This is a genomic window from Ignatzschineria sp. RMDPL8A, assembly GCF_029815055.1.
Classification (GTDB): domain Bacteria; phylum Pseudomonadota; class Gammaproteobacteria; order Cardiobacteriales; family Wohlfahrtiimonadaceae; genus CALZBJ01.
Genome location: NZ_JAPPWA010000002.1, coordinates 965,824 through 990,694, shown reverse-complemented (window position 1 = coordinate 990,694; position 24,871 = coordinate 965,824). Strand labels below are relative to the sequence as shown.

24 protein-coding genes are annotated in these 24,871 nt (G+C 45.2%); 1 reads left to right on the top strand and 23 read right to left on the bottom strand.

The genetic code is table 11. From position 1 onward, the window contains the following. Window positions 1–6: 6 nt before the first annotated feature. The 20 genes from OXI21_RS06035 to trpB form a co-directional block, all read right to left on the bottom strand. Window positions 7–846, bottom strand: a complete 840-nt coding sequence (locus OXI21_RS06035) for a carbon-nitrogen hydrolase family protein (protein WP_279618660.1) — start codon at window positions 844–846, stop codon at window positions 7–9. Window positions 847–939: 93 nt separating this feature from the next. After that, complete coding sequence (gene coaBC, locus OXI21_RS06030) at window positions 940–2,151, bottom strand: bifunctional phosphopantothenoylcysteine decarboxylase/phosphopantothenate--cysteine ligase CoaBC (RefSeq protein WP_279618659.1); 1,212 nt, start codon at window positions 2,149–2,151, stop codon at window positions 940–942. A gap of 106 nt (window positions 2,152–2,257) precedes the next feature. Next, on the bottom strand, window positions 2,258–3,760 hold the full coding sequence (gene rng / locus OXI21_RS06025; RefSeq protein WP_279618658.1) for a ribonuclease G: 1,503 nt from the start codon (window positions 3,758–3,760) through the stop codon (window positions 2,258–2,260). A gap of 6 nt (window positions 3,761–3,766) precedes the next feature. Beyond that, window positions 3,767–4,942 (bottom strand): phosphoglycerate kinase, encoded by a 1,176-nt coding sequence (locus OXI21_RS06020; protein ID WP_279618657.1) that lies wholly within the window; start codon window positions 4,940–4,942, stop codon window positions 3,767–3,769. 21 nt (window positions 4,943–4,963) lie between these two features. Further along, window positions 4,964–5,917, bottom strand: coding sequence for a thioredoxin-disulfide reductase (trxB, locus tag OXI21_RS06015; protein WP_279618656.1), 954 nt, complete (start codon window positions 5,915–5,917; stop codon window positions 4,964–4,966). A gap of 111 nt (window positions 5,918–6,028) precedes the next feature. Continuing rightward, the gene (locus tag OXI21_RS06010; RefSeq protein ID WP_279618655.1) at window positions 6,029–6,391 is read right to left on the bottom strand and encodes a roadblock/LC7 domain-containing protein; all 363 of its coding nucleotides are present in this window, start codon (window positions 6,389–6,391) and stop codon (window positions 6,029–6,031) included. A gap of 44 nt (window positions 6,392–6,435) precedes the next feature. Continuing rightward, window positions 6,436–7,071: a hypothetical protein gene (locus OXI21_RS06005; protein WP_279618654.1), complete on the bottom strand. Its 636-nt coding sequence runs from the start codon at window positions 7,069–7,071 to the stop codon at window positions 6,436–6,438. A 3-nt stretch (window positions 7,072–7,074) separates the two neighbouring features. Beyond that, window positions 7,075–7,599: an ATP/GTP-binding protein gene (locus OXI21_RS06000; RefSeq protein WP_279618653.1), complete on the bottom strand. Its 525-nt coding sequence runs from the start codon at window positions 7,597–7,599 to the stop codon at window positions 7,075–7,077. Window positions 7,600–7,616: 17 nt separating this feature from the next. Continuing rightward, window positions 7,617–9,101: a hypothetical protein gene (locus tag OXI21_RS05995; protein WP_279618652.1), complete on the bottom strand. Its 1,485-nt coding sequence runs from the start codon at window positions 9,099–9,101 to the stop codon at window positions 7,617–7,619. 15 nt (window positions 9,102–9,116) lie between these two features. Then, on the bottom strand, window positions 9,117–9,488 hold the full coding sequence (locus OXI21_RS05990; protein ID WP_279618651.1) for a hypothetical protein: 372 nt from the start codon (window positions 9,486–9,488) through the stop codon (window positions 9,117–9,119). Between the two features lie 411 nt (window positions 9,489–9,899). Then, window positions 9,900–10,979 carry a polyamine ABC transporter substrate-binding protein gene (locus tag OXI21_RS05985; protein WP_279618650.1) on the bottom strand — a complete coding sequence of 360 codons (1,080 nt, stop codon included), beginning with the start codon at window positions 10,977–10,979 and terminating at the stop codon, window positions 9,900–9,902. A gap of 141 nt (window positions 10,980–11,120) precedes the next feature. Then, on the bottom strand, window positions 11,121–11,555 hold the full coding sequence (locus OXI21_RS05980) for a cytochrome c (protein ID WP_279618649.1): 435 nt from the start codon (window positions 11,553–11,555) through the stop codon (window positions 11,121–11,123). 113 nt (window positions 11,556–11,668) lie between these two features. After that, entirely contained in the window at window positions 11,669–13,306 is a 1,638-nt protein-coding gene (gene ubiB / locus OXI21_RS05975; RefSeq protein ID WP_279618648.1) for a ubiquinone biosynthesis regulatory protein kinase UbiB, read from the bottom strand. 87 nt (window positions 13,307–13,393) lie between these two features. Beyond that, the gene (ubiE, locus tag OXI21_RS05970) at window positions 13,394–14,140 is read right to left on the bottom strand and encodes a bifunctional demethylmenaquinone methyltransferase/2-methoxy-6-polyprenyl-1,4-benzoquinol methylase UbiE (protein ID WP_279618647.1); all 747 of its coding nucleotides are present in this window, start codon (window positions 14,138–14,140) and stop codon (window positions 13,394–13,396) included. Between the two features lie 81 nt (window positions 14,141–14,221). Next, window positions 14,222–15,055, bottom strand: coding sequence for a shikimate dehydrogenase (gene aroE / locus OXI21_RS05965; RefSeq protein ID WP_279618646.1), 834 nt, complete (start codon window positions 15,053–15,055; stop codon window positions 14,222–14,224). A gap of 15 nt (window positions 15,056–15,070) precedes the next feature. Continuing rightward, a complete protein-coding gene (gene mutL, locus OXI21_RS05960) occupies window positions 15,071–16,999 on the bottom strand; it encodes a DNA mismatch repair endonuclease MutL (protein ID WP_279618645.1) in 1,929 nt (642 codons plus the stop codon). Between the two features lie 55 nt (window positions 17,000–17,054). After that, on the bottom strand, window positions 17,055–18,074 hold the full coding sequence (bamC, locus tag OXI21_RS05955) for an outer membrane protein assembly factor BamC (protein WP_279618644.1): 1,020 nt from the start codon (window positions 18,072–18,074) through the stop codon (window positions 17,055–17,057). 60 nt (window positions 18,075–18,134) lie between these two features. Continuing rightward, window positions 18,135–19,007, bottom strand: a complete 873-nt coding sequence (dapA, locus tag OXI21_RS05950) for a 4-hydroxy-tetrahydrodipicolinate synthase (RefSeq protein ID WP_279618643.1) — start codon at window positions 19,005–19,007, stop codon at window positions 18,135–18,137. Between the two features lie 62 nt (window positions 19,008–19,069). Beyond that, complete coding sequence (xth, locus tag OXI21_RS05945) at window positions 19,070–19,834, bottom strand: exodeoxyribonuclease III (protein WP_279618642.1); 765 nt, start codon at window positions 19,832–19,834, stop codon at window positions 19,070–19,072. Between the two features lie 48 nt (window positions 19,835–19,882). Continuing rightward, complete coding sequence (trpB, locus tag OXI21_RS05940; protein WP_279618641.1) at window positions 19,883–21,097, bottom strand: tryptophan synthase subunit beta; 1,215 nt, start codon at window positions 21,095–21,097, stop codon at window positions 19,883–19,885. Window positions 21,098–21,660: 563 nt separating this feature from the next. Here trpB and glnA point away from each other — a divergent pair. Next, a complete protein-coding gene (gene glnA / locus OXI21_RS05935) occupies window positions 21,661–23,073 on the top strand; it encodes a type I glutamate--ammonia ligase (RefSeq protein ID WP_279618640.1) in 1,413 nt (470 codons plus the stop codon). 283 nt (window positions 23,074–23,356) lie between these two features. Here the strand turns inward: glnA and csrA are convergent, their stop codons facing one another. The 3 genes from csrA to rimM form a co-directional block, all read right to left on the bottom strand. Beyond that, window positions 23,357–23,545: a carbon storage regulator CsrA gene (gene csrA, locus OXI21_RS05930; RefSeq protein WP_279618639.1), complete on the bottom strand. Its 189-nt coding sequence runs from the start codon at window positions 23,543–23,545 to the stop codon at window positions 23,357–23,359. A gap of 126 nt (window positions 23,546–23,671) precedes the next feature. After that, on the bottom strand, window positions 23,672–24,352 hold the full coding sequence (gene trmD, locus OXI21_RS05925) for a tRNA (guanosine(37)-N1)-methyltransferase TrmD (protein WP_279618638.1): 681 nt from the start codon (window positions 24,350–24,352) through the stop codon (window positions 23,672–23,674). After that, entirely contained in the window at window positions 24,349–24,864 is a 516-nt protein-coding gene (gene rimM, locus OXI21_RS05920; RefSeq protein WP_279618637.1) for a ribosome maturation factor RimM, read from the bottom strand. The genes trmD and rimM overlap by 4 nt, the downstream gene beginning before the upstream one ends. Window positions 24,865–24,871: the final 7 nt, after the last annotated feature.

The following is a 24,871-nucleotide window of genomic DNA, read 5'->3' as shown; positions in this document are numbered from 1 at the left end:
TTTTCTTTACCGCTTTTTAAGCGCCAATTCATAGAGATCATCACGGCGATTTGGTAACGTCATCACTTGATTGCGCACGCTCTCAAGATACGCAAAATCGATCTCCGCCAGAATCACACCGGGCTTATCCGGCGCTTTAGCAATCACATTTCCCCACGGATCCACCACAAGCGATTTTCCATAGGCAGTAAATGCTGGCTTCACCCCACATTGCGCAGGCGCGACCACATAACAGCCATTTTCAATCGCACGCGCACGAAGCAACGCCTCCCAGTGATCTTTTCCCGTATTTAAGACAAAGTTCGCCGGCACAAATAAAATCTCCGCACCTTGCAGCGCCATTAATCGAAATAGCTCACCAAAACGAAGATCGTAACAGATCGAAAATCCTAAATGCCCAACCGCGCCCGTATCAACGGTAACAATCTTATTGCCTACCGAGATCTGATCCGATTCGCGGTAGCTTGGTCCCTCTTTTAGCTCCACATCAAAGGGATGAATCTTGCGGTACACACTCACAAGCGCCCCATCAGGATTAATCAGCATCGTGCTATTAAAAGGTTTAGCGGGATCTTTAGGGTTAATCTCATAGATACTTCCCCCATGAATCCAGAGCTGATGCTTTTTGGCAAGCGCCGAAAGATGTTTAAAGGTCACCCCTGTCGCAAGTTCTTCCGCTTCATCACGAAATCCGCGCCCGATAAAATTTGCCATCTCTGGCAATGCAACCAGCGATGCGCCCTTCTCTTTTGCCTCACCGATAAATCCTGCAATCGCCTCTAAATTTTTCGCTTTATCATTCTGCGTATCGAGCTGGATCACCCCGATCGTTATATTTTTTCTCATCACTCCTCCCTTTGATTCACCCATAAAAAAAGACACCCTCTTAAGATGTCTTTTTTTGCAATAAACTGCAATCTTTTAACGCTAAAAACCTGCTTATGCCGGATTCAATTGCGCACTCACTAGCGTAATAATTTCATCAGCAATCGTCTCTTTTGAGGCTTTTTTAAGGAGGTATTCTCTATCGCTTCGATCAAGAATAATCATCTCGTTACTATCTTGCCCGAAAACTTTACCGCCGGAGACATCATTAATGCAGATCATATCGAGGTTTTTACGCGCACGCTTTTCTTTTCCGTGCTGAAGTACGTCATTGGTTTCCGCGGCGAACCCGATACAAAAAGGGCGTTTATTTTGGGGAAGGCTTGAAACGCTTGCTAAAATATCAGGATTCTTTGTGAGTACGAGCGTCATTGTGTCACTATCATCGGTCTTTTTAAGTTTTTGCACAGCGGGATTAGCAACACGATAATCCGCAACAGCAGCGGCGGCAATAAAGATTCCATCAGCATCAACACTTTTGAGTGAGGCATCTAGCAGTTCTGCAGCCGTTTTAATTGAGATAAACTCAACGCCCGCAGGCGGTGTTAACGCAACAGGCCCTGAAATTAATGTCACCTCAGCACCGGCTTTTTTCGCACTTTCCGCGAGCGCATAGCCCATTTTCCCACTGGAATAATTGCTGATGTAACGTACAGGATCGATCTCTTCAACGGTGGGCCCTGCGGTAATCACAACGCGCTTTCCCGCCAATAGAGTCGCGCGTGCTTGCGCTTTTTTACCGTAATGACCCATCAGATAATCCCGAATTTCGAGCGGTTCAGGCATGCGCCCTTTTCCCACTTCACCACAGGCTTGCGAGCCACTGCCGGGCTCCATAATATCAAGGCCACGCTCACGCAAAAGCGCTAAATTATCTTGAATCGCCGGATTATCCCACATGAGCCGATTCATTCCCGGAGCGATCACAATCGGGCATGGCGCCGCTAAGCAGATCGCGCCCAATAGATCATTGGCAAGCCCGCAGGCGAGTTTAGAAATCGTATTGGCACTTGCTGGCGCAATCACAATTAGATCCGCCCAGCGGGATAATTCAATGTGCCCCATCCCCGCCTCATGAGCAGGATCGAGAAGATCATAGACCACTGGATTTCCCGATACCGCCTGCAGTGTGAGTGGCGAAATAAATGCACGCGCACCATCGGTCATCACCACGCGCACCTCGCAATTTTGCTCTTTTAAACGGCGCACTAAATCGGGGGTTTTATAGGCGGCAATGCTGCCCGCAACACCAACAACAATCTTCATTTTCACTCCTTTTTAGAGGGGCAATCTTTTTCTGTTTTCTAGCTTTGTTTCTATTTCTGTTTTTTATTGGATCAATCCAACGAGATCGCAACAATTCGATCGGAAACTACATCGGCACAATATCGAACTGCTCGACACTGTAGAGCTCTTCCGGTTGCAGACGAATATTGGTATCGATAATATTTTGCAATTCCGCAACGCTATGAGCTTCCTCATCAAGAAGCCTTTCAACCACTTGCGTTGATGCTAATACTAAAAATTCTTTCACATTTGGATACTGGCGCGACTCACGTAATAGCTCACGAAATACCTCTAAACAGACCGTTTCACTCGTTTTCACATAGCCTTTCCCTTGGCATTTCGGGCACGGCTCACAGAGTACATGTTCAAGGCTTTCTCGCGTACGTTTCCGCGTCATCTGCACAAGTCCTAGGCTCGTCACTTCACTAATTGTGGTGCGCGCGTAATCTTGCGAGAGATAAAAGGCAAGCTCATCAAGAACGCCCTGTTTATGCGCCTCACTCTGCATATCGATAAAGTCGATGATAATAATGCCGCCGAGATTGCGTAATCGCACTTGGCGAGCAAGGGCTTGCGCCGCCTCTAAATTAGTCTTAAAAATGGTCTCTTCGAGATTGCGATAGCCGACAAATGCACCGGTATTCACGTCGATCGTCGTCATCGCTTCGGTCTGTTCAATCATCAGATATCCGCCCGATTTAAGGGGAACGCGTTTTTCAAGCGCGCGTTCAATCTCTTCTTCAATATTGAAAAGATCAAAGATCGGACGAGAGCCTTGGTAGACCTCAATCCGTTCGGTTAATTCAGGTAAAAAACTCTGAGTAAACTCGATCATATTCTCATAAGCTTCATGAGAGTCGATGCGAACGCGCTTAATATCTTTACTGATATAGTCACGCAAAATGCGCATCTCAAGCGGGAAATTCCCATAAATAATCTCACCGACTTTCGCCTTTTTCATGCGGCCGGTGATATTTCCCCAAAGACGGCTTAGAAACTGCATATCAGCACGCAGCACCCAAGGATCAACCCCTTCCGCTGCCGTTCGCGCAATATAGGCTCCGCCAATCTCTTCTTGGAAAAACTGGAGCGAGGTTTTAAGACGATCGCGCTCCTCTTCGTCATCAATTCGGATAGAAACGCCGATAATATCGGAATCCGCAAGATGGACTAAATAGCATGAGGGAATCGAAATTTGCGTCGTAATTCGCGCCCCTTTCGTCCCGAGCGGATCTTTAATCACCTGTACGATAAGCTCTTGCCCTTGACGGACGAGCTGGCTAATATCGATCGGTTTTTTGGGCTCCTGCGAACCACCAAGCTCATGCTCAAGCGTCTCTTTATCATCCGTTAGATCAAAGCGTTTTTGGATATCGCTTACATGCAAAAAGGCAGCGCGTTCAAGGCCGATATCGACAAACGCTGCCTCCATGCCAGGCAAAACGCGAACAACGACCCCTTTATAAATATTGCCCACTAGACCACGCTTCTCTTCGCGTTCGATCAATATCTCTTGAAGGGTTCCGTCGGTAATTACCGCTGCACGCGTCTCTTTAGGCGTAATATTAATGAGGATTTCGTTGTTCATAATCACTTATTTTGCTCTTTTTTCTAACATTTCAACTGCAGGCAATACTTTTCCTTCCAATAACTCAAGGAATGCACCGCCCGCCGTTGAGATATAGGAGATATTCTCCGTCAATCCAAAGGTTTCAACCGCCGCAACCGTATCGCCACCGCCGGCAATGGAAAACGCATCACTTTTTGCAATCGCTTCGCCCAATACTTTGGTACCGTTGGCAAATTGCGGGAATTCAAACACACCTACAGGACCGTTCCAAACGATGGTTTTCGCATCTAACATAATTTTTGCGTAAAGTTCAGCGGTTTTTGGCCCAATATCGAGAATCATCTCATCGTCCGCGACATCGTCAGCGGCTTTCACAATCGCTTCTGCATCTTTTGAAAACGCTTTTCCTACCACTACATCGATTGGAAGGGGGATCTCTTTGCCTTGCGCCTCTGCTTTTGCAAAGAGGGCTTTCGCATCATCCACTAAATCCATCTCAACCAAGCTATTGCCAACGCTATAACCTTTCGCCGCGAGAAGCGTATTGGTAATTCCGCCGCCTGGAATAAGCGCGTCAACTTTATCTAAAAGATGATTTAACACAGTGAGTTTTGTCGAGACTTTCGCGCCGCCTACGATCGCAACCATTGGCGATTTCGGTGCGTGAAGCGCTTGTCCAAGCGCCGTTAATTCATCGGCTAAAAGAAGGCCCGCCGCCACTTCGTCGGCGTAAAGACCGACACCATAAGTCGATGCTGCTTTACGGTGCGCCGTTGCAAATGCGTCCATCACATAGACATCACACAGCGCGGCCATTTTTTTAGAAAGCGCCTCATCACAGGCTTTTTCGCCCGCTAAGAAACGGCAATTTTCTAATAATTTAACCTCGCCGACCTTAACCTCAACGCCGTCGATCCACTCTTTAACTAACGGCACGTCAAAACCGAGTGCATTTGAAAGCCATGCCGCCACAGGAGCGAGGGAAAACTCATCACTATACTCCCCTTCCGTTGGGCGACCTAAATGACTCATCACAAGGACACCCGCGCCCATTTCAAGCGCTTTTTTGATGGTCGGAAGGGAGGCCACTAAGCGTGCATCTGAGGTAATCGCGCCATTTTCAAGCGGAACGTTTAAATCTTCACGGATCAGAACGCGCTTGCCATTTAAGTCTAACGCGGTTAATTCATTAAATTTCATCTAGTTTTCCTTCTGGTTACATTACTTTTGACGAGCTAAAAAACGTTCAGCATCCAATGCTGCCATACATCCTGTTCCTGCGGAGGTGATCGCTTGACGATAATTAGAATCCATCACATCGCCACATGCGAAAACGCCGGCTAAATTGGTTGCCGTTGCATTTCCATTAATGCCCGATTGCACCACGATATAGCCATCGCGCATCTCTAAGGCATCGGTGAAAAGATCGGTATTGGGCGCATGGCCGATTGCAATAAAGACCCCTTCAAGGTCGAGCTTTTTAATCGATTCATCGTTAACGTTGCGGATATTGATCGCCGTAACAACGCTCTCATCCCCTAACACCTCATCAAGCACTGAATCTAGGTGAAGTTCGATTTTACCTTCATTAACACGATCCATCAGTTGATCGATCATAATTTTTTCCGCACGGAACGTATCACGGCGGTGAATTAAATGCACTTTTGAGGCGATATTACTAAGATAGAGTGCTTCTTCCACAGCGGTATTACCGCCGCCCACAACCGCGACTTCTTGATCACGATAAAAGAATCCATCACAAGTTGCGCATGCGGAAACGCCTTTCCCCATATATTTCTCTTCAGAAGGAAGGCCAAGATATTTTGCTGAAGCGCCCGTTGCAATAATCAGCGCGTCACAGGTGTAGGTACCGTAATCACCCACAAGGGTAAAGGGGCGTTTTGAAAGATCAACACTTGAGATCTGATCCATCACCATTTCAGTGCCAAAACGCTCGGCATGAGCCTGCATATTTCCCATTAATTCTGGGCCTTGAAGCCCCTCTTTTCCACCTGGCCAGTTGTCGATATGGGTGGTTGTGGTGAGTTGCCCGCCCATCTGCATACCGGTAATTAAGAGCGGATTAAGGTTCGCACGCGCCGCATATAGCGCCGCAGTGTAACCCGCAGGTCCCGAACCAATAATAATAAGAGGCGCATGACGTTGAGTACTCATAATCGTTTATTCTTCCTGAAATTTTACAAAAATTGAAACCCTTATTATACAATAAAAAAGCCTGCAAATCGCAGGCTTTCAAAAACTCTCAGGACTTCAGAAAAATCCCAATTATAATAGAGGTTTAATCGCTTCTGATGCTCGTTTGATATCAAGGAAGATTAGACCTAAACGTGCATTTGATTTAGCCAATACAGAGAGTACTGCATCTGGGCCGGCCGAGGTCAAAATCACATATCCTTGCGATCCTTTTACCAATACCTGCTCGAGTTCACCACGAACAAGCTCTTCAGATGTGCGGATACCAAGTGAGAGCATCGCAGCACTCATCGCTGCTACGTGGTCCTCATCCACATTCGATGGTAAAAGTGAACTAATAATTAAACCATCCGTTGACAGAATAGCCGATGCTTCAACATCCGCTGATGTTCCGTTCAATTCACTTAAAATTGATGTTAATACTTCTTCGCGCATACAAACCTCATATTAATTTATGTAAATTTTACCCTCAAAAATTATTATACTACAGAATTGCCATAACGGTAGGTTAAAAGCCAAACGATGTCTCTAAATGTTCGTTGATTTAAAAAGGGAGTATCCCCAATCGTGAGCGTAAATACTACGCCCGAGACATCTAACATAACAAACCCAAGTTTACTAATTCCTTGGTTATTAACTACGGCCGTTGCAGCATACTCCTTGTTTAACGATTGCGATAAGAAGTTTTTGTACGTTGAGAAAATTGTACTGAACTCACTACTCACGACCGCTAACTGTTCAATATCTTCAGGAGCAAATCCTGTACTACTAATTTGAAAACCGTTACTGTCGATTAAAAGTGTCTTCCCTGAACTTGAAAGAAGACGTAAAAGAGTGGGTAATTCTTTATGAATATTGATATCAGGAACTCCAACTGGCTCACTCTCTGCTTGCACAAAGTGGCGCACCTGAAGCTGATATAGAACCGCTTCCGCGAGCTTTTCATCATGAAGCTCGGTAAGTTCTAACAGCGATTCTTGAGTTAATTTAGGACTCACTTTCATATTCAGAAGTTTCATTAAGACCTCTTTGGTCTTACTCTCTTCTGTTGTACTTGTTGCAAACAGTGCGCCTCGCGGGGTCACCGTTAAATATTGAGCTTCCTTTTTTTCCATATCTTACTTAACCCGTAATACGATCTCTTCAACCAGTCTTGCCACCTCAGCACGACTCCGAGGATCCACACAACGTGTTAAATCCTGCCCACCATAGCGATTATTGAGCGCTCCGCAATACTGTTCTGCGACCGCTCGGTCCACTAAATCGACGTGGGTAAATCCTACCATAAATGGCATACGTTCGATAAAGCGTGTATACTCGCCTACAATTTTGTAGAGATGCTCTTCTGATGTGACGGTTGAAAGATCTACAAGAATAATAACCCCAAGGCATCCTTCGGAAAGGATATCGAGCATAAATTCAAATCGCCCTTGCCCTGGCGCTCCATAGATATGAAGCTTTTTTTCACTACCAAACGGAAGCGTACCATAATCCATCGCTACCGTAGTTTCATGTTTAATATTTTTAACATCGTCTGTAGGCTTTACCTCTGTAGTTAACACATTATCGCCACATAATGTTTTAACAGCCTCTGTTTTTCCCGAGGCTACCGGTCCGACAAATAAAATCTTATATTGCTTCATCTACCCAATCCTACAATCTACAATTGTTTCAATTCTTCTAATAACATGTTCAGGTCATCTTGCTTATTTTGCTCACGCGCAGCTTCTTCTTCGAGCTCAGCGGTGCGATCACGCTCGTTAAAAAGCCCTAAGATCGCCGCCACAATATAAAATGAAAAGATATATCGCTGTGGAAGAAGCAACTGCCCTACGAGCTCTTTTAAGGTCATTGGTGCATTTGCCCAAGCCTCTTTCACTCGATTAATCTCGGGAAGTTTCAGTTGCGTAAAGATCTTGTGATCAGGTTGCAAGAGCTGATAGGGCTCATCAACGCTTGTGCCTTCAGGAAGACGACCACGGGATGACCAGAGCGCTAGTACAGCAATCAGATAATCAAGATTGGAATAATAGACCACATCATACTTTTGGACATATTCCGCTTGTGCCTGAGATGTTTCTAAGATGTCAATTTCAGGGGCATCACGTAGAGGCATCAATGAAATTGCATATAAACTGGTTTCCGGAAGACTGGTGTAAATAGACTGATCTTTTGGATGAATCAGCATATAGTCATTATCAATTGTGAGCACCACAGGACGCATCGCTTCAAGCGCAATTGATTTTGCTTCCGCAACGTAATGACCTAAATAATCGGTCACATTAAAAAATGTTTGGAGCGGGAGATGATCAAGGCTCACATCTTGTGATTGACCACAGATTTTCTTACTGTCTGCTGCTTGTTTATATTCAAATGGATAGAGTCGTACACCATAAAGCGCCGCACCCGGTGAAAATTTATCACGCCCTTTCTCTTTTTCCGCATCCGCCTCTTCTTTAGCAGGTCCGGTGTCAGCAGGGGTAAAACTTGCTGTAGCGAGGTCACGCTTTGCTTGTTCCGCTTTTTCCGCAGCAACTTTTGCTTCAGCTTCCGCCTTACGAGCAGCCTCAGCTGTGGCTTTAGCTACACGCTCTTCTGCATCACGTTCCGCTGCTTCTTTTTCGGCTCGGGCTTTCTCAGCTTCAATCGCAGCACGCTCGGCGGCCTCTTTTTCGGCTTTTGCTTTGGCTTCCGCTTCCGCTTTTAGGCGCGCTTCTTCCTCTGCTTTTTCACGGTCATTTCCCGCTTTATGAGCTTGCTGTAATGAGGCTAAATATTGGTCGCTGTGAAATTTCGCAAAGGGATTGCCTTGCGCTTTCGCTTCACCCGCGCCCATTTCATGATTGGCTAATTCTTTGGAAACATCTAATAATGTCTTGACGAGATCTTCGCTTTTAAGCGGCTTTTGGATTACATGAGAATATTCGTTATAACGACTCACCATCACTGTCATAATGACCGCATATTCCATCGATTCGTCACGAATATAACGAATCCCATCAACCGAGTCCCCATCAATTAAGAGAAGTGATGCGCTCTGATCGATAATAAATTTTTGTTGCTGGTTACGTGACAAGACGAGCTTAATCCCCGCCTCTGTCCGCGAATCGACCCCTACTAACTTAACTCTCACTGCATTACTCATAACTATATCTCAGCCTTATGATGCATAGGGATTGTCAATGAAATTAAAATGACCTTGCACATCTTCAGTAAAGATACTCCATTGGTTATAGGGTAAAACGGTTGCAGAACTAAACTCTTCTTCTAAATTATCGTAAAAGAGAAGCAACCAATCGTCCCCTAACACATTAAGTGATTCTTTTAAAAAGTCGAGACGTTGGAGGTAATCTTTCGGTTTAGAGCAGATGTAATAATCTGTCAGCGCACCGGCGAGCGTCGACTCCGTACCACGCTCTATTTCAAAACGAATTCGAACGGCATGATCTCCCATCGAATCTGCTCGATTGAGGAGCGTATATATAAACGCTTGCCGACGGGCATTGTTTGACTCTGTATGTTTATCTTCCATTCAATATATTCCATCTATTTAAACGATAGATTACCCTACTATAGCCTCATGAATCAAACGTCTATTTATCCCCTTTGATACTGGTCAATAGCCCGCTCGATTCCGCTCTTATTCTGATGACAAACCCATTTATGGCATGGGGAATACAAGGGTGTGTGTCGCCTACCACGTTCGATCTATCATAATCGTTTTTTTAGTTAAGCGGCTTATAATCCATCATTTTACTAATCTATATCATCTTCGTTGCACAATTATGATACTGGTGTAAATTGACTGTTTTTAACAGCATACAACGCCTATCATCTTATCGTAAATTAGGCGCATTTGCCGCTTTATTTTAATTCGATCAAAAAAAGATGACCGTTTCTGGCCATCCCTTTTTACTCCCTCAAATCGAAAGGGTTTTTGTCGTTAATTATTTTTAATTTTAAGCCAAATTTTCATCAATTTTTTCTGCTCGCGCTGCGTGTAGGGCTGCTTCACGTTTAAGTTTGAGCGAATCTCTTCGGGTGGATAGAGATTTGGGTCGTTATAAAGATGCGGTTTCACAAAGGGAAACGCCGCTTCCACAGAGGTTGAATACTCAACGTAATCCGCTGCACGCGCGTTCACTTTCGCATCGAGCAAGAAATCGATAAAGGCATAGGCTTCATCCACATTTTTCGCATCGTTTAAGATCGCAAATTGGTCAAACCAAAGAAGCGAGCCCTCTTTCGGAATGCGATACTCAATCTTAATATCCGGGTTAAACTCTTCTGCACGCGCTTTCGCAAGATAGATATCCCCCGACCAGCCGAGCGCCAGACAGGCATCCCCATTTGCGAGCGCATTGATATATTCCGATGAGTGGAATTTTTTAATGTAGGGGCGAATTTGCTTAAAGGCCTCTTCCACCTTCGCAAGATCTTTATCATCGGTTGATTCAGGTGGAAGCCCCAAATAGCGCAATACAATCGGGAAAGTTTCACTGGGAGAATCCACCATATAGATCCCGCAGCTCGCTAATTTTTCCGCATATTTGGGATTAAACATCAGCTCGAGCGAATCGGTCGGCGCATCGGGCACTAATGCGTTAATTTTATTCTCATCGTAGGCAATGCCCGTCGTTCCCCACATATAGGGCACGGAATATTCATTCACCCCTTCGAGCTCTTCTAGTTTATCGTGCACGTAAGGCCAGATATTTTTATAATTCGAGAGTTTTGCGGGGTCAATCTTATGCAAACGGTTTGCTTGAATCATATATTTCACCGTATATTCCGAAGGAACAACGATGTCATACCCTGAGTTTCCGGTTAAGGTTTTAGCCAATAACACCTCGTTGCTATCGAAGGTGTCATAGATCACTTTGATGCCGGTTTGTGCAGTAAATTCATCGATCAATTCGGGGTCGATATAATCGGTCCAGTTATAGACTCGAACTTCCTTTGCCGAAACTCCTGCCGTACCCACAAGAGCGGTCAAAAGTGCCGCGCTTAATAATTTCTTCATGATTATTTCCTCTCACGTGACAAAAAAACGACTAACTCCATTATAGAATTAATCGTTTTAAAAGCTTTATTCTTTTACGATTATCGCGATTGTGCGATAAATTTAGTCTAACTGCAACCTAAATATCGTGAAATATCGAGATTAGTCTGCTTTGTAGACGTCGTGGCATGATTTACATGTGCCACCAAGTTTACCAAGTTGTGGACGTAATGTTTTAAGATCCGCCGCTGCGTCAACCATCGCTGCTGCTTCGGTTTGGAACGCCGTCATTTTTTTATCGAAATCAGCACGATCTCGGTTGATTGCAGTTTTTACATTACTGCTCTCATAGGTGCCGTCGATGAAGGTTTCTGATGAAGCGATTGCCATCATATTTAAGCGCTCTGCCGCAAGTTTCGCTTTATCTGCGTCAAATGCGATATCGCCTTTTGCCATGCCTGAAAGAACGCCCATTTGACCGCTAACCACGCCAAAAATGCTTTGACGATAGTAGGTGACTTGGTCTGCGTCCACTTCTGCGTGAACAAATCCTGCTAATCCCATGCCTAACATGGCTACTAATGCTAAACGTTTCATTTTTCTATTACTCCTTTTGCTTTAAAAATACAGCGGATCACATTATATCATTTTATAAACTATAATGCCTCTCCAGACTTACGCTCAATACTCACCGTATTATCGCATAAAATTTATTTTTTGTTTCTAAAGGTTATTAAAAAGATCAGAATTGAAACAATCCCATAGCTCGCCGTTTTAAAACTAAAGCCCGCTTCGCTTTCAAGTCCAAGGCAGAAGAAAACGAGAAATACGACACCAATCATCCCAGAGATTAACCGGAGTGATTCACTGCGTCGCGCCGCTTCATATTTCTCCCACTCCCCTTCCGAGAGCACCACTTTCGCCTCTCCTTTAACCAGCTCGCGAAGCGCCACATTGGCGTTTTGCATCACCTCAGGAAATTGCTCAATCCAATTGGGGATATCCCGCTTATAGCGCATCGCAGTGGCTTTAATCCCGCGTTTTTCTTTAACAAAATTGACTAAAAACGGTTTTGCCGTCTCCCAAAGATCAAGCTCAGGATAGAGTTTTCGTCCTACACCTTCAACGGCAAAGAGCGTCTTTTGTAGGAGCATCAATTGCGGTTGCATCTCCATCTTAAACCGGCGCGCCGTCTGAAAGAGTGAGAGCAAAAAGGCCCCAAACGAGATATCTTTAAGGGGTTTATTGAAAATTGGCTCACAGAGCGAGCGAATCACCGCCTCAAAATCATTCACCGGCGTATCGGCGGGAACCCAACCGGATTCCACATGGAGTTCCGCAACGCGAAGATAATCTCGATTAAAAAAGGCTAAAAAGTTACTGGCAAGGTAGTGTTGATCACGCTCGTTGAGCGTACCGATAATGCCAAAATCGAGCGCAATGTAGGTAGGGTCTTTCGGATTGGTGACATCGACAAAGATGTTCCCGGGATGCATATCCGCATGGAAAAAACTGTGCACAAAGACTTGGGTAAAGAAGATCTCGACACTGCGTTTTGCAAGAAGGGGAATATCAACCCCAAGCGCTTTAAGCGTCTCCACTTCACCCACAGGAACACCACTAATGCGCTCCATCACCATCACATTTTTACGGGTGTAATCCCAATAAATTTCGGGCACATAGAGGATTTCAGAATCCTTAAAGTTTTGACGAAGTTGCGTGCCGTTTGCCGCTTCAATCGTTAAATCAAGCTCATTTAAAATAGTGCGTGAATACTCTTCAACCACCTCAATCGGGCGCAGTCGTTTGCCATCTTTATAGTAACGCTCAAGCAAATAAGCGAGCGTCTCCATGAGCTGAATATCACGCATGATCACTTTGCGAATATTCGGGCGCACCACTTTTACCACCACGCGCTTCCCATTTTTTAACACCGCGCCATGGACCTGAGCGATGGAAGCTGCTGCCATCGGTTCTTCTTCAAACTCTAAAAAGAGCTCTTCCACCGGCGCTTTAAGCGATGATTCAATAATCTCGCGGGCTTTTTTGCTATCAAATGGCGGCACCTGATCTTGCAGTTTAACCAGCTCATCGACAACCGCCTCATCTAAAAGGTCATACCGCGTTGAAAGGGCTTGCCCAAGCTTAATAAAGGTCGGGCCCAACGATTCAATCGCAAGGCGAATTCGCACTGGTAACGACTCATTTTTATACCCATTAAAGAGCTGCAATAACGGTTTTAAAAAACCAAAATAGCGGAGAATGGGGAGGGCAAAGAATGGGTCGTAGAGTCCATATCGAAGAAGAACCCACCAAATCTTTACCATGCGCAACCAGCGTGAAATCATGCTCTATCCTTTATTTATACTCAGATCGGCGCTTAACCTCGATCCAGTTTGAATCGGGTATCCCGAGCTTAAGCGCTTTTGACTCTCTTAATAGACAAATCCGCGATGCACCGCGACAATTCCGCCCGTTAAGTTTTTATAATCCACCTCATCAAAACCCGCTTCAAGCATCATCGCTTTAAGCTCTTCTTGGCCAGGATGCATCCGGATCGATTCCGTTAAATAACGATAGCTCGCTTCATCATCGGCGATCAATTTTCCCATTTTAGGAATGATATTAAATGAGTAGAAATCATAGAGCGATCCAAGACCGGGAACCGTTGGTTTAGAAAATTCTAGTATTACCGCTCGCCCACCGGGTTTAAGCACACGTTTCATCTCTTTGAGTGCCGCTAATTTATCGGTGACGTTGCGCAGACCAAAGCCGATAGTGACAATATCAAAAGTATTATCTTCAAAGGGAATGTGTTCGGCGTTGATCTGTTTAAATTCAACGTTTTCAACAATGCCTTTATTGATAAGGCGTTTGCGCCCCTCTTCGAGCATTGAGCTATTAATATCCGAAAGCACCACACGCCCTTTTGGCCCAACACGGCGACTTAACAAAATAGTTAAATCTCCCGTTCCGCCGGCAAGATCGAGCACTTGATCGCCCCGTTTTGCGGCTGCCAATTGCATGGTAGTGTTTTTCCATAAGCGATGAATTCCAAAACTCATCACGTCATTCATGACATTATATTTGCTCGCAACGGAGTGAAACACTTCGGCAACGCGCTCTTCTTTTTGGTCTTTATCGATGGTTTCGTATCCAAAATGGGTCTTTTCTTCAGACATAGCTCTCTTCCTTCCGCATATTTACGATATAGCTAAGTATCATAACAAAATTTGAATAATTCAGGCGATTAATCCCCGAGATTAATTGCGCAATAATTGATAGACGCCCGCCGTATCGGGCAGGCAATTAAACCAAAATTGGAACGCATAGGCCGCTTGCTCAATCAGCATTCCAATGCCATCAAACACCGCTTTCCCGCCCTTTTCAAGGAGATATTCCATAAAAACTGTGGGCTCATCGGAATACATCAGATCATACCCGATCGTATCACCCCCAATTGCGCCTTTCGGAAGCGGGGTAAACGTATTGGATAGCGAGCTACTCGTTGCATTAATGATCACATCAAAGGCTCGCTCTCCAAGCATCTCATCTTGCCACGAGGTTGCAGTTAACACACGCTGATATGTCGCATCATGAGCATAATACTCATTCACCAATTGTTCTGCCCGCGAGACGGTTCGATTCACTAACACAACCGCTTCTGGCAATTCATCTAAAATTGGTTTTAATGCGCCACGAGTTGCCCCGCCTGCACCTAAAATTAAGATCCGTTTTCCCGATAAGATCGAGCCTTTTGCTTTTAGATCGCGCACAAGTCCAATACCATCGGTATTGTGCCCCCAAAGTTTTCCATCACGAAAATGTAGAGTATTGACCGCGCCCGCAAGTTTCGCTTCACTCGTTAAATGATCGCACGCTAAGATAACCCCCTCTTTATGAGGAACGGTAACATTCGCCCCCACAATTTTCCCCGTTTCAAAGGCATGTCGCACCGTTTCAACGAGCGTTTCAGGCGGAACATCCCAAAGATCGTACTCTAGATCAATCCCATTTTCCTTACCAAACACCCCGTGAATCGCCGGTGATTTCGAGTGACTCACCGGATGTCCAAAGAGCGCTAACATCTGTGTCATATCCATTCCTACCAATTATTGTCCGCGTAAAAAGAGTTTATCGAGATCGCCCATACCAAGGGATGTCCAGGTCGGCCGGCCATGATTGCATTGATCGGCGCGATAGGTGCGCTCCATATCCCGGAGTAACGCATTCATCTCCGGCAGCGTCAAACGGCGGTGGTGACGAATCGCACTGTGGCACGCCATCGTCGATAAAATCTCATTCATATGATCTTCAATTTTTTTGCTCGAGCCATAATTTTCAAAATCAGCAAGCACATCGGCCACCAATCGCTCGATCGCTTTGGCATTCATTAGACTTGCCGGCACTTCTCGAATCACTAAACTATCGTGACTGAGCACCTCAACAAGCAATCCCAATTTTAATAATTCTTCCCCAAACTCCTCCACCATCGCAATCTCTCGCGACGAGGCTTCCATCGTTTTTGGAATCAGGAGCGCTTGCCGCACAATGGGCTCACCGGTATGAATCGCCGATTTAAACCGCTCATAAATAATCCGTTCGTGAGCGGCATGCATATCAACGAGCACTAAACCATCGCGATTTTCAGCCAAAATATAGGCCTCATGCAATTGCCCAAGCGCGTAGCCTAAAGGGGCCTCATCGGGATTAAGCTCGAGTTTTTCGCTCGTCTCATCTTCATAATCATTGAGATTCTCAGGGCGATTCCCCTCTTCAATCACTTCACCCGATTCAGGATCAAATCGTAACGACAATCCGCGATCACCCTGCAATACTTCACGCGCACCGCCAATCGCCTCATACACATTGATCGGATTTTGTGACGGCAACTCTCGGCGTGATCCGAACGACAAGCCAATCTGACGATGAGAACTGTCCTCTTCAATGGGCCCGCGCGGGCGAGAGAGCGCTATCGTTTCCGCTACTTCTTGCTCAAGATCACCAATCACCTCCGGCTTTGAGATCACATGATGGAGCGTACGAAATAAAAAGTCGTGTACCATGCGCGATTCACGAAAGCGTACCTCATGTTTTGCCGGATGGGCATTGACATCCACCGCACTCGGATCGAGCGTTAAATAGACAATAAAGGAGGGGAATTTATCCCCATACATTACATCGCGATAAGCCTGACGAATCGCGTGCGCCACAAGCCGATCTTTCACCATGCGTCCATTAACATAGACAAATTGCCAATTGGCATTATTGCGATGAAAAGTTGGTTTCGCGATCCAGCCCGAAAGCGTCAGGGTACGAGGATCGGAGTATTCATTGGGATAAAATTCTTGGCTATGCTCAAAATGAAAGCTCGCCTCTAAAAAATCTCGACTAAAAATCGCTTCAATCCGCGCTTCTTTAGAGGCCATATCATTGGCAATCAGGCTTTCAAAAACGGCGCGCCCGTTATGAATTAAGGTAAACCCAATATCAAATCGAACGAGCGCTAAGCGTTTAACGAGCTCATCAATATGCCCAAATTCGGTGCGTTCGGTGCGTAAAAACTTCCGCCGTGCGGGGACATTGTAAAAAAGATCGTGCACTTCAACGGTGGTTCCATCTAAATGCGAAGCCGGCATCGGTTCGTTCACCTCATCACGCCCCTCACCTGTCACCGTAAAAGCATAATCCGCCTCACGGGTTTTTGAGGTGATCCGAAGTCGCGAAACCGCCGCAATGCTCGGAAGTGCCTCACCACGAAAACCAAGGCTTGTCACCTCAACAAGATCATTTACCGATCGAATTTTACTCGTGGCGTGACTTGAGAGCGCAAGGCTTAAATCCTCTTGATCAATTCCGCACCCATTATCGCGCACTAAAATCTGCTCAATGCCGCCCGATTTAATATCAATGGTAATGGCGGTTGCGCCCGCATCGATACTATTTTCCACCAGCTCTTTCACAATCGATGCCGGCCGTTCCACCACCTCGCCAGCGGCAATTTGGTTAATCACATGCGGGGGGAGTTTTGCAATCTTCATCTTTTTCCATCCATAAAAAAACGCCTGACCAAGCAGGCGTCTTCTCATTATCTGATTAGTAGAGACTTGAGGTAAGTTTCTTCACTAACGGCTCAACCGGCATATTCGGTTCTTTCGGCGTAATTTCAATCAAGGTTTGATTGTTACCCTGCTCCGTTAACACCACGCTATAGGTATCATAGACCGTCGTTTTCTTGAAGAAGCCTTTCGTTTTTGCCGCGCGGAGAACAGTATAGGTTCGCGCACCACGATCAAGCTCATCGACTCTAAAGTCTGCCCCATCATCAAAGAGGTTGCCCACTTGTAACCATACTGAATTATAAGGACGATTGATGGTAAAGCGGTTATCGGCAAGGGTCTCAATATTGAGTGTGCCTTGTGCTTTCACCTCAGCCCCTTCAGTACCACCTAATTTTACCATTAAGCGTGATAAAAATTCAGCTTCAAGTTCAGGATCGCGTGGGCGCTCAACCCAAGTATGATATTGGTCATCATAACCCGACGCTTTATCTTTCAGCCCATAATGGGTGACATGCACCAATACTCGATCGCCCTCACGCTCTAAACGGAGTTTAAACTTATCACGCGTTGGCGATGAGAAGAGCTGATCGGCAATGCCCGACATCAATTTACGCAAGAATGTTTCAGGCACATCGGCGCGATTACTCATCCATTTACTCTCAAGCGTACCTGCTTCAGGGTTGGAGTTTTCCACCTCTAAACCAAGCTCTTGGAAGAGTTGTACCGATTGCGTCCAAACAAATTCAGCTGGGAGTTTCGCTGAAATCCAACGATTCTCTCCTGCACGAACGAGCTTCACATCCGCTGAATTGGGCAGAACATTGACCCCAGCCGTTTTGCTCTTACCGTGATTTTTATTGTATTCACTCAACACATTCGTTGCGTAATTTGCATCACGGGTGCGGTTTGCTAAATTAGGCGGCAACTCAAGTGGATTCGCTTGTTGTGCTTTCGTATAGTTTAAACGGTCGCGCGCTTGAATATCGCTTGTTGAACACGCTGAGAGGACAAATCCGCCCACGATCAGCGCCGTAACAATCTTAGTTTTAGACATATAAATCGATACCTATTGATTAATAATTCGGCCAATTATACCAGTAATTTGTCAAAATGATTAAATTAACGAAACTTTGCGTAACGCCTCTTCCACCGTTAGATGAAATTGCTTATCAAGCGGTACTAACGGTAAACGGATACCTGGCTGGATTTTACCCATGCGTTGCAGTGCCCATTTAACTGGAATCGGATTGGCTTGTAAGAAAAGTACGTGATGAAGCTCCGCAATCTCTTTGTCGAGCGCTAACGCTTTTTCACGATCACCTTCCAATGCTGCATGAATCATATTATGCATTTGCAGCGGCGCAATGTTTGCCGTTACTGAGATAACGCCTTTCGCACCCGCTAAAACGGACTCAGCGGCCAACCCATCTTCTCCTGAGAAAACAGCAATTTTATCACCAACACGGCGAACTAATTGCTCAACGCGTTCCAATGTGCTCGCCTCTTTAATCGCGACGATATTATCAAATTCACAGAGACGCTCAACAGTTTCAGGCAAGAGATCACAGCCACAGCGGCTTGGAACGTTATAGAGAATTTGGGGGATATCCACGGTTTCGGCAATTAAACGATAGTGCTGATAGAGCCCTTCTTGAGGTGGACGGTTATAGTATGGCGTCACTAAAAGACAGGCTTCTGCACCATCTTCTGCTGCCCAATGGGTTAAGCGAATCGCCTCTTCGGTAGAGTTTCCACCGGTTCCGGCAATAATAGGAATCCGTCCGTTAGCGAAAGCGACCATGCGCTTCACCACATCACGATGCTCATCAAAGTTGATGGTTGCCGATTCTCCGGTCGTACCGACAGCAACGATCGCATCGGTCTTGTTCTCAACGTGAAACTCAACGAGTTTTTCTAAGGTATCGTAATCGATACGGCCGTCGGGAAACATCGGGGTGACAATTGCGACTATACTTCCACTATACATAAAATGACTCCTCAAAATGATTGTCGTTTTTCAGTTAATTTCTGTTTAATTTACCTAAGTTCTTAACGTAACACAACACTTACCGGTGCGTGATCCGATGGGCGCTCATTCGCGCGAACATTGAGATAGACCTTCGTCTCCATCACCCGCGCACTCACCCGTGGGGACAAGAGCAGATGATCAATTCGGATTCCATGATTTTTATCAAAGCCTTGACTGCGGTAATCCCACCAGGTGAATTGCCCTTTTGGCTCAGCAAAAATGCGTAACCCATCGGTAAGTCCAAGCGCTAGTAATTCATTAAAGGCTGCACGCTCTTCATCGGTACATAAGATGCGATCTTTCCACGCTTTGGGGTTATGAACGTCATCATCCGTGGGGGCAATATTAAAATCCCCCAACACCACGACCGATTCATGCGCCTCAAGCTCTGTTTTTAGATAGGCTGTAAGCGCTTTTAGCCAAGCGAGTTTATAGCTGTATTTATCTGATTTAGGATCTTGCCCATTCACAACGTAGAGATTAATCACCCGAATGCCGTCGATGGTTCCCGCGATAACGCGTTTTTCATCATCTTCAAATCCGGGTAGATCATAACTCACATCGGTAATTTCAGAACGACTCACGAGCGCGACGCCATTATAAGTAGGCTGCCCATTTACCGCGACATGATACCCCGCCGCTTTAAGCTCATCATAGGGGAATTTATCGGTATCGCATTTAAGCTCTTGCAGCCCTGCGACATCGATTTTGCTCTCCTCTAGCCACTCCAGCAATTGAGGTAAACGAACCGTTATTGAATTAAGATTCCACGTTGCAATTTCCATTAAAACTCTTTTTGATCCTTATTAATTTAGTGTGATGCGCGCCAGCGTTTAGCCTTCGTGCGATGGCATCAGTTTATCATTTAATAGCTCGTAAACGGTGAATATATCTTTATCGCCACGACCTGAAAGATTGACAATTAAGGTCTGCTCTTTATCAGGGTTTTCACGCACCAGTTTAAGGGCGTACGCCAATGCATGCGATGATTCAAGCGCGGGAATAATCCCTTCATGCTCTGAAAGCTCTTGGAACGCCGATAACGCTTCCGCATCATCAATCGCCACATATTTTGCACGGCCGATCGACTGTAAATAGGCGTGTTCAGGCCCAGCTGACGGGAAATCAAGTCCCGCGGCAACGGAATAGGATTCCCCTACCTCGCCTGCATCATTAAGCATTAACGGCGCGCGCATACCAAAATAGACACCCGGAGTACCGGTTTGAATCGCCGCACCATGTTTACCCGTCTCAACGCCCAACCCACCAGGCTCAACGCCAATTAACGCAACCGATTCATCATCAACAAACTCAGTAAAGGCGCCAATCGCATTTGAACCGCCGCCCACACATGCAATCACGGCATCCGGAAGACGCCCCTCTTTTTCCATAATTTGGCGCTTCATCTCTTCGCCAATAATTTTTTGAAACTCTTTAACCATAAGGGGATAAGGATGCGGACCGGCCGCCGTTCCTAACAGGTAATGCGTCGTTTTATACTCTTTAGCATAGACGCGAAGCGCCTCATCACAGGCTGCTTTAAGGGTCGCCTCTCCGTGCGTGACCGGAATCACTTCCGCCCCCATCAGACGCATACGAAAGACGTTCGGCTTTTGACGCTCAATATCTTTTGCACCCATATAGATACGGCATTTTAAACCCAAAAGTGCGCAACCTAATGCCGTTGCGACACCGTGCTGACCTGCACCCGTCTCCGCGATAATCTCTTTTTTGCCCATGCGTTTTGCAAGGAGCACCTGCCCTAATACCTGATTGGTTTTGTGTGCACCGCCGTGTAACAGATCTTCCCGTTTGAGATAGATTTTCGCCTTCGTGCCTTCCGTTAAATTTCGGCAAAGCGTCAAAGGGGTTGGACGACCGGCATAATCAGTTAATAGCTCATAAAGCTCTTTTTGAAAGCTCTCATCGTGACGAATCTCAGCATACGCCTTCTCTAACGCCAATAACGCAACTTCCAAATCTTCCGGCACATACATTCCGCCAAACTCGCCAAAATAGGCAGGCAAACAGGTTTTAACCTCACTCACTCAACTCTCTCCTCATCATATATTTGATTTTCGCATCTCTCAGGCCGAACCGAATCGCCCATGAGAAATCAATCCATTGATCATCATAGAGTTTTAGCCATATCTCGTCAATCACTCCGCATGCATTTCGCCCGTTTAATTCAAATTTACGCTAATTTATGGGCAATTTAAGAACAATTCGGCTAAAGGTTATTCAAAGAAACGTGGCTTCTTTTATTTTCTTTATAAATCGCACCCAACTCTTCAAAAAAATTAATAAAAAAGGCGTGAAAAAGTGAGGGACAAAATCAGCGCGCCCAATGTTTGAGATTTCCCATTTTTTAGCCCTTTGAATGTTTCACGAATTGAAAGCGATGATTCACCGCTATTTATGTGGGGTTTAACTACTTTTTAATTATCTGAAAAAGAAGCTTTTTTCGCCTTTTAAAGGAATCAATACTATTTTTCTGAAAGAGTACATTTATCGAGAAAACTCCTCTATAATAGATAGCTTGATATGATTTTTACATTCTTCAAGGCAACCTGCCATTGAAGAGGCTTTTTATTGTGCTCAAGGAGAATACATGCCTGCTTATAGTATCAGCTCTGTTCTGACTAAAATAATGGATAATGAGATTAAATTTGTAGACTTACGCTTTACAGATTTACAGGGACAGCAACACCACTTTACCATTCCAGCACAGCAGGTTGACCAAGATTTTTTCGAACAGGGACGCATGTTTGACGGCTCAAGTTTTGCCGGTTGGAAGCACACAGAAAACTCCGATATGATCTTAATGCCCGATCCTAGATCCGCCATTATCGATCCTTTTCTTGAGCATAAAACCTTAATTTTAACCTGTAACGTGATCGAACCTGATACCTTAAAAAGCTATCAGCGCGACCCACGTTCTGTTGCCCTTCGCGCCGAGGAGTATCTTAAATCAACGAGCATTGCCGATATCGCAAACTTAGGCCCTGAAAATGAGTTCTTTGTTTTTGATGCGATCGAATTTAGCAATAAGCCGAACAATTTAAGCGTACGCCTTCATTCCTCTGAAAGCATGTGGGAAACCGGCCTTGAAAATGGCGGACTTGGACATCGCTCGGCGTGGCAAAAAGGGTATTCACCGCTGCCTCCCCGCGACAAACTCCACGATCTTCGCAGTGAAATGTGTGAAATGATCGAAGCGATGGGGATTAAAGTTGAGATCCATCATCGTGAAGTGGCCTCTGCAGGCCAATGTGAAATTGGTGTTGCCTTCAATTCGCTCCTTCAAAAAGCGGACGAAGTGCAAACGTTTAAATATGCAATTAAAAATACCGCGCTCCAATTTGGAAAAACCGCTACCTTTATGCCAAAACCCTATCATGGTGAAAGCGGCTCGGGAATGCACATTCACATATCGCTTGTTAAAGATGGCGTAAACCTTTTTACCGGTGATCAGTATGGTGGTCTTTCTCAAACGGCGCTCTATTTTATTGGCGGCATCATCGAGCACGCCCGCAGTTTAAATGCCTTTACCAATGCATCAACCAATAGCTATAAACGCTTAGTGCCTCATTATGAAGCACCAGTGATGCTCGCTTATTCATGCAAAAATAGAACCGCATCGATCCGCATTCCGCACATCCCCAATCCCAAAGCGCGCCGTATTGAAGTGCGCTTCCCCGACTCAACGGCCAATCCTTATTTAGCCTTTTCAGCCGTTTTAATGGCGGGCCTTGATGGGATTGAAAATAAGATTGAACCGGGCCCTGCGCTCGATAAAAACTTATACGATCTTTCTGCCGCTGAATTTTTAGCGATGCCGAAAGTCTGCGCAAACTTAGATGAAGCGCTGAAAGCGTTAGAAACCGATCATCACTATCTCTTAAAAGGCAATGTCTTTGATGAGGATATGATCCATGCTTATATCGCACTAAAACGAGATGAAGTACGTCGCGTCAATGAAACGCCCCATCCCGTTGAGTATGAGCTCTATTATTCGCTCTAGCCCTAAAATACTTAAATACACTCTTAACGCAAAAAAACCCAATGAACATTGCATCATTGGGTTTTTTATAACTTGGATTTCAAAACTTAGAAACTCTAAAATAGACGCTTGGGAGATGAGCACAAATCCTTTAGAAAGCAAAAATAAAACACTACTTAAAACCAGTAATGCTTTAATTGCCCATAGATAAAAGCATAAAATAATCGTTTGCCTAATTACCTACACTAAAAATCAAAATACCGTAGACTTACGCGTTTGTATCATTATTTATGAATAAAAACGTTTAAGCTTCCGTACTGTTGATTACTTGCTCGGCTTGAATCTTCTCATACACCTCTTCACGAAAAATTGAAATCTCCTTCGGTGCTTCAATACCGACACGAATTTGGTTTCCTTTAATCTCAAGGATTACCACTTCAATATTATCGTCAATGATGAGTTTCTCGCCAACCTTCCTTGTGAGTATCAACATGATCACAATCTCCCAATAAACATAAATTCGCCAATACCTCATTCATATAAGGCACTGATATATTAAGACAATCAAGCACTTAATAACAACGAGAGCGCTCCATTTTCCTTAACTACATGACGTAGATCACTCTTTTTTTTGCTTTAACGCTGTTTTCTTCTTTGCCTCGTTGAGTCGCCAGGCCGCTATTTTTTTATGATCCCCAGAAAACAGGACTTCGGGAACCGTTAGATTATTAATGACGCGGGGGCGCGTGTAATGTGGATGGTCCAATAAACCCTCCACACTAAACGAATCGTTTTCGTGCGACTCATGATTCGATAAAGCACCAGGGATTAATCGCACCAACCCATCGAGTACAACGGATGCCGCCAATTCTCCTCCTGAAAGGACATAATCCCCAATCGACAACTCCATGTCAATCTCTGTGTCAATAATTCTTTGATCAATCCCTTCATATCGGCCACACAAAATGACTAAATGATCCGCACCTACATGCTCGCGCAAAAAGGCTTGGGAGAGAGTTTCCCCTTGAGGCGAAAGGAAAATTCGTTTCCCTCGACTCCCGCGAAACGCGGTAATATCATCCAATGTCGCTTTAAGTGGCTCATACATCATCACCATGCCCGGCCCGCCACCAAAAGGACGCGCGTCCACCGTATGGTGACGATCCGAGGTGTAACTCCGAGGATTCCAAAACTTAATCTTAAAGAGATCATTTTGATACGCCCGCCCCACAACACCATATTCCAGCGTGGGTTCGATAATTTCTGGCAGCAGTGAAATGATATCAATCGTTAAGGTCACGCCTCATCCTCGCTCCAATCAACGATCATTTCGCCCGCATCATAATCCACATCCAATACAACCTCGCCATACGCATAGGGAATATAAGTTGGCGCACCTTTTTCGTCTTTGACTACGAGCACATCATTTGCGCCCGTTTCCATCATAGAGTCGATTTTACCGAAGATTACGCCCGATTCGTTGCGAACAGTTAACCCCATAAGGTCAACCCAATAAAACTCGCCCTCGGGGAGCTCAGGCATTTGTGAGCGATATACCGCTAGAGGTGCACCTAACAAAGATTCCACCAGATTACGATCTTCATACGCTTTAAAGAGAAAGAGGATATTTTTTCCATGCTCTCGCCCCTCTTTCACCTCAATCGTCTCCCACTCTTTACCTTTTTTAATTAAAAAGCTTGAATAGGCTAAAATCGCCTCGCGTGGACGTGTTTCAGAAAAGACTTTTACAAAGCCTCGAACCCCGTGAAAGCCGTTGACCTTCCCAATTTCTATAATTTTATCTTTTTCCATAATCCCA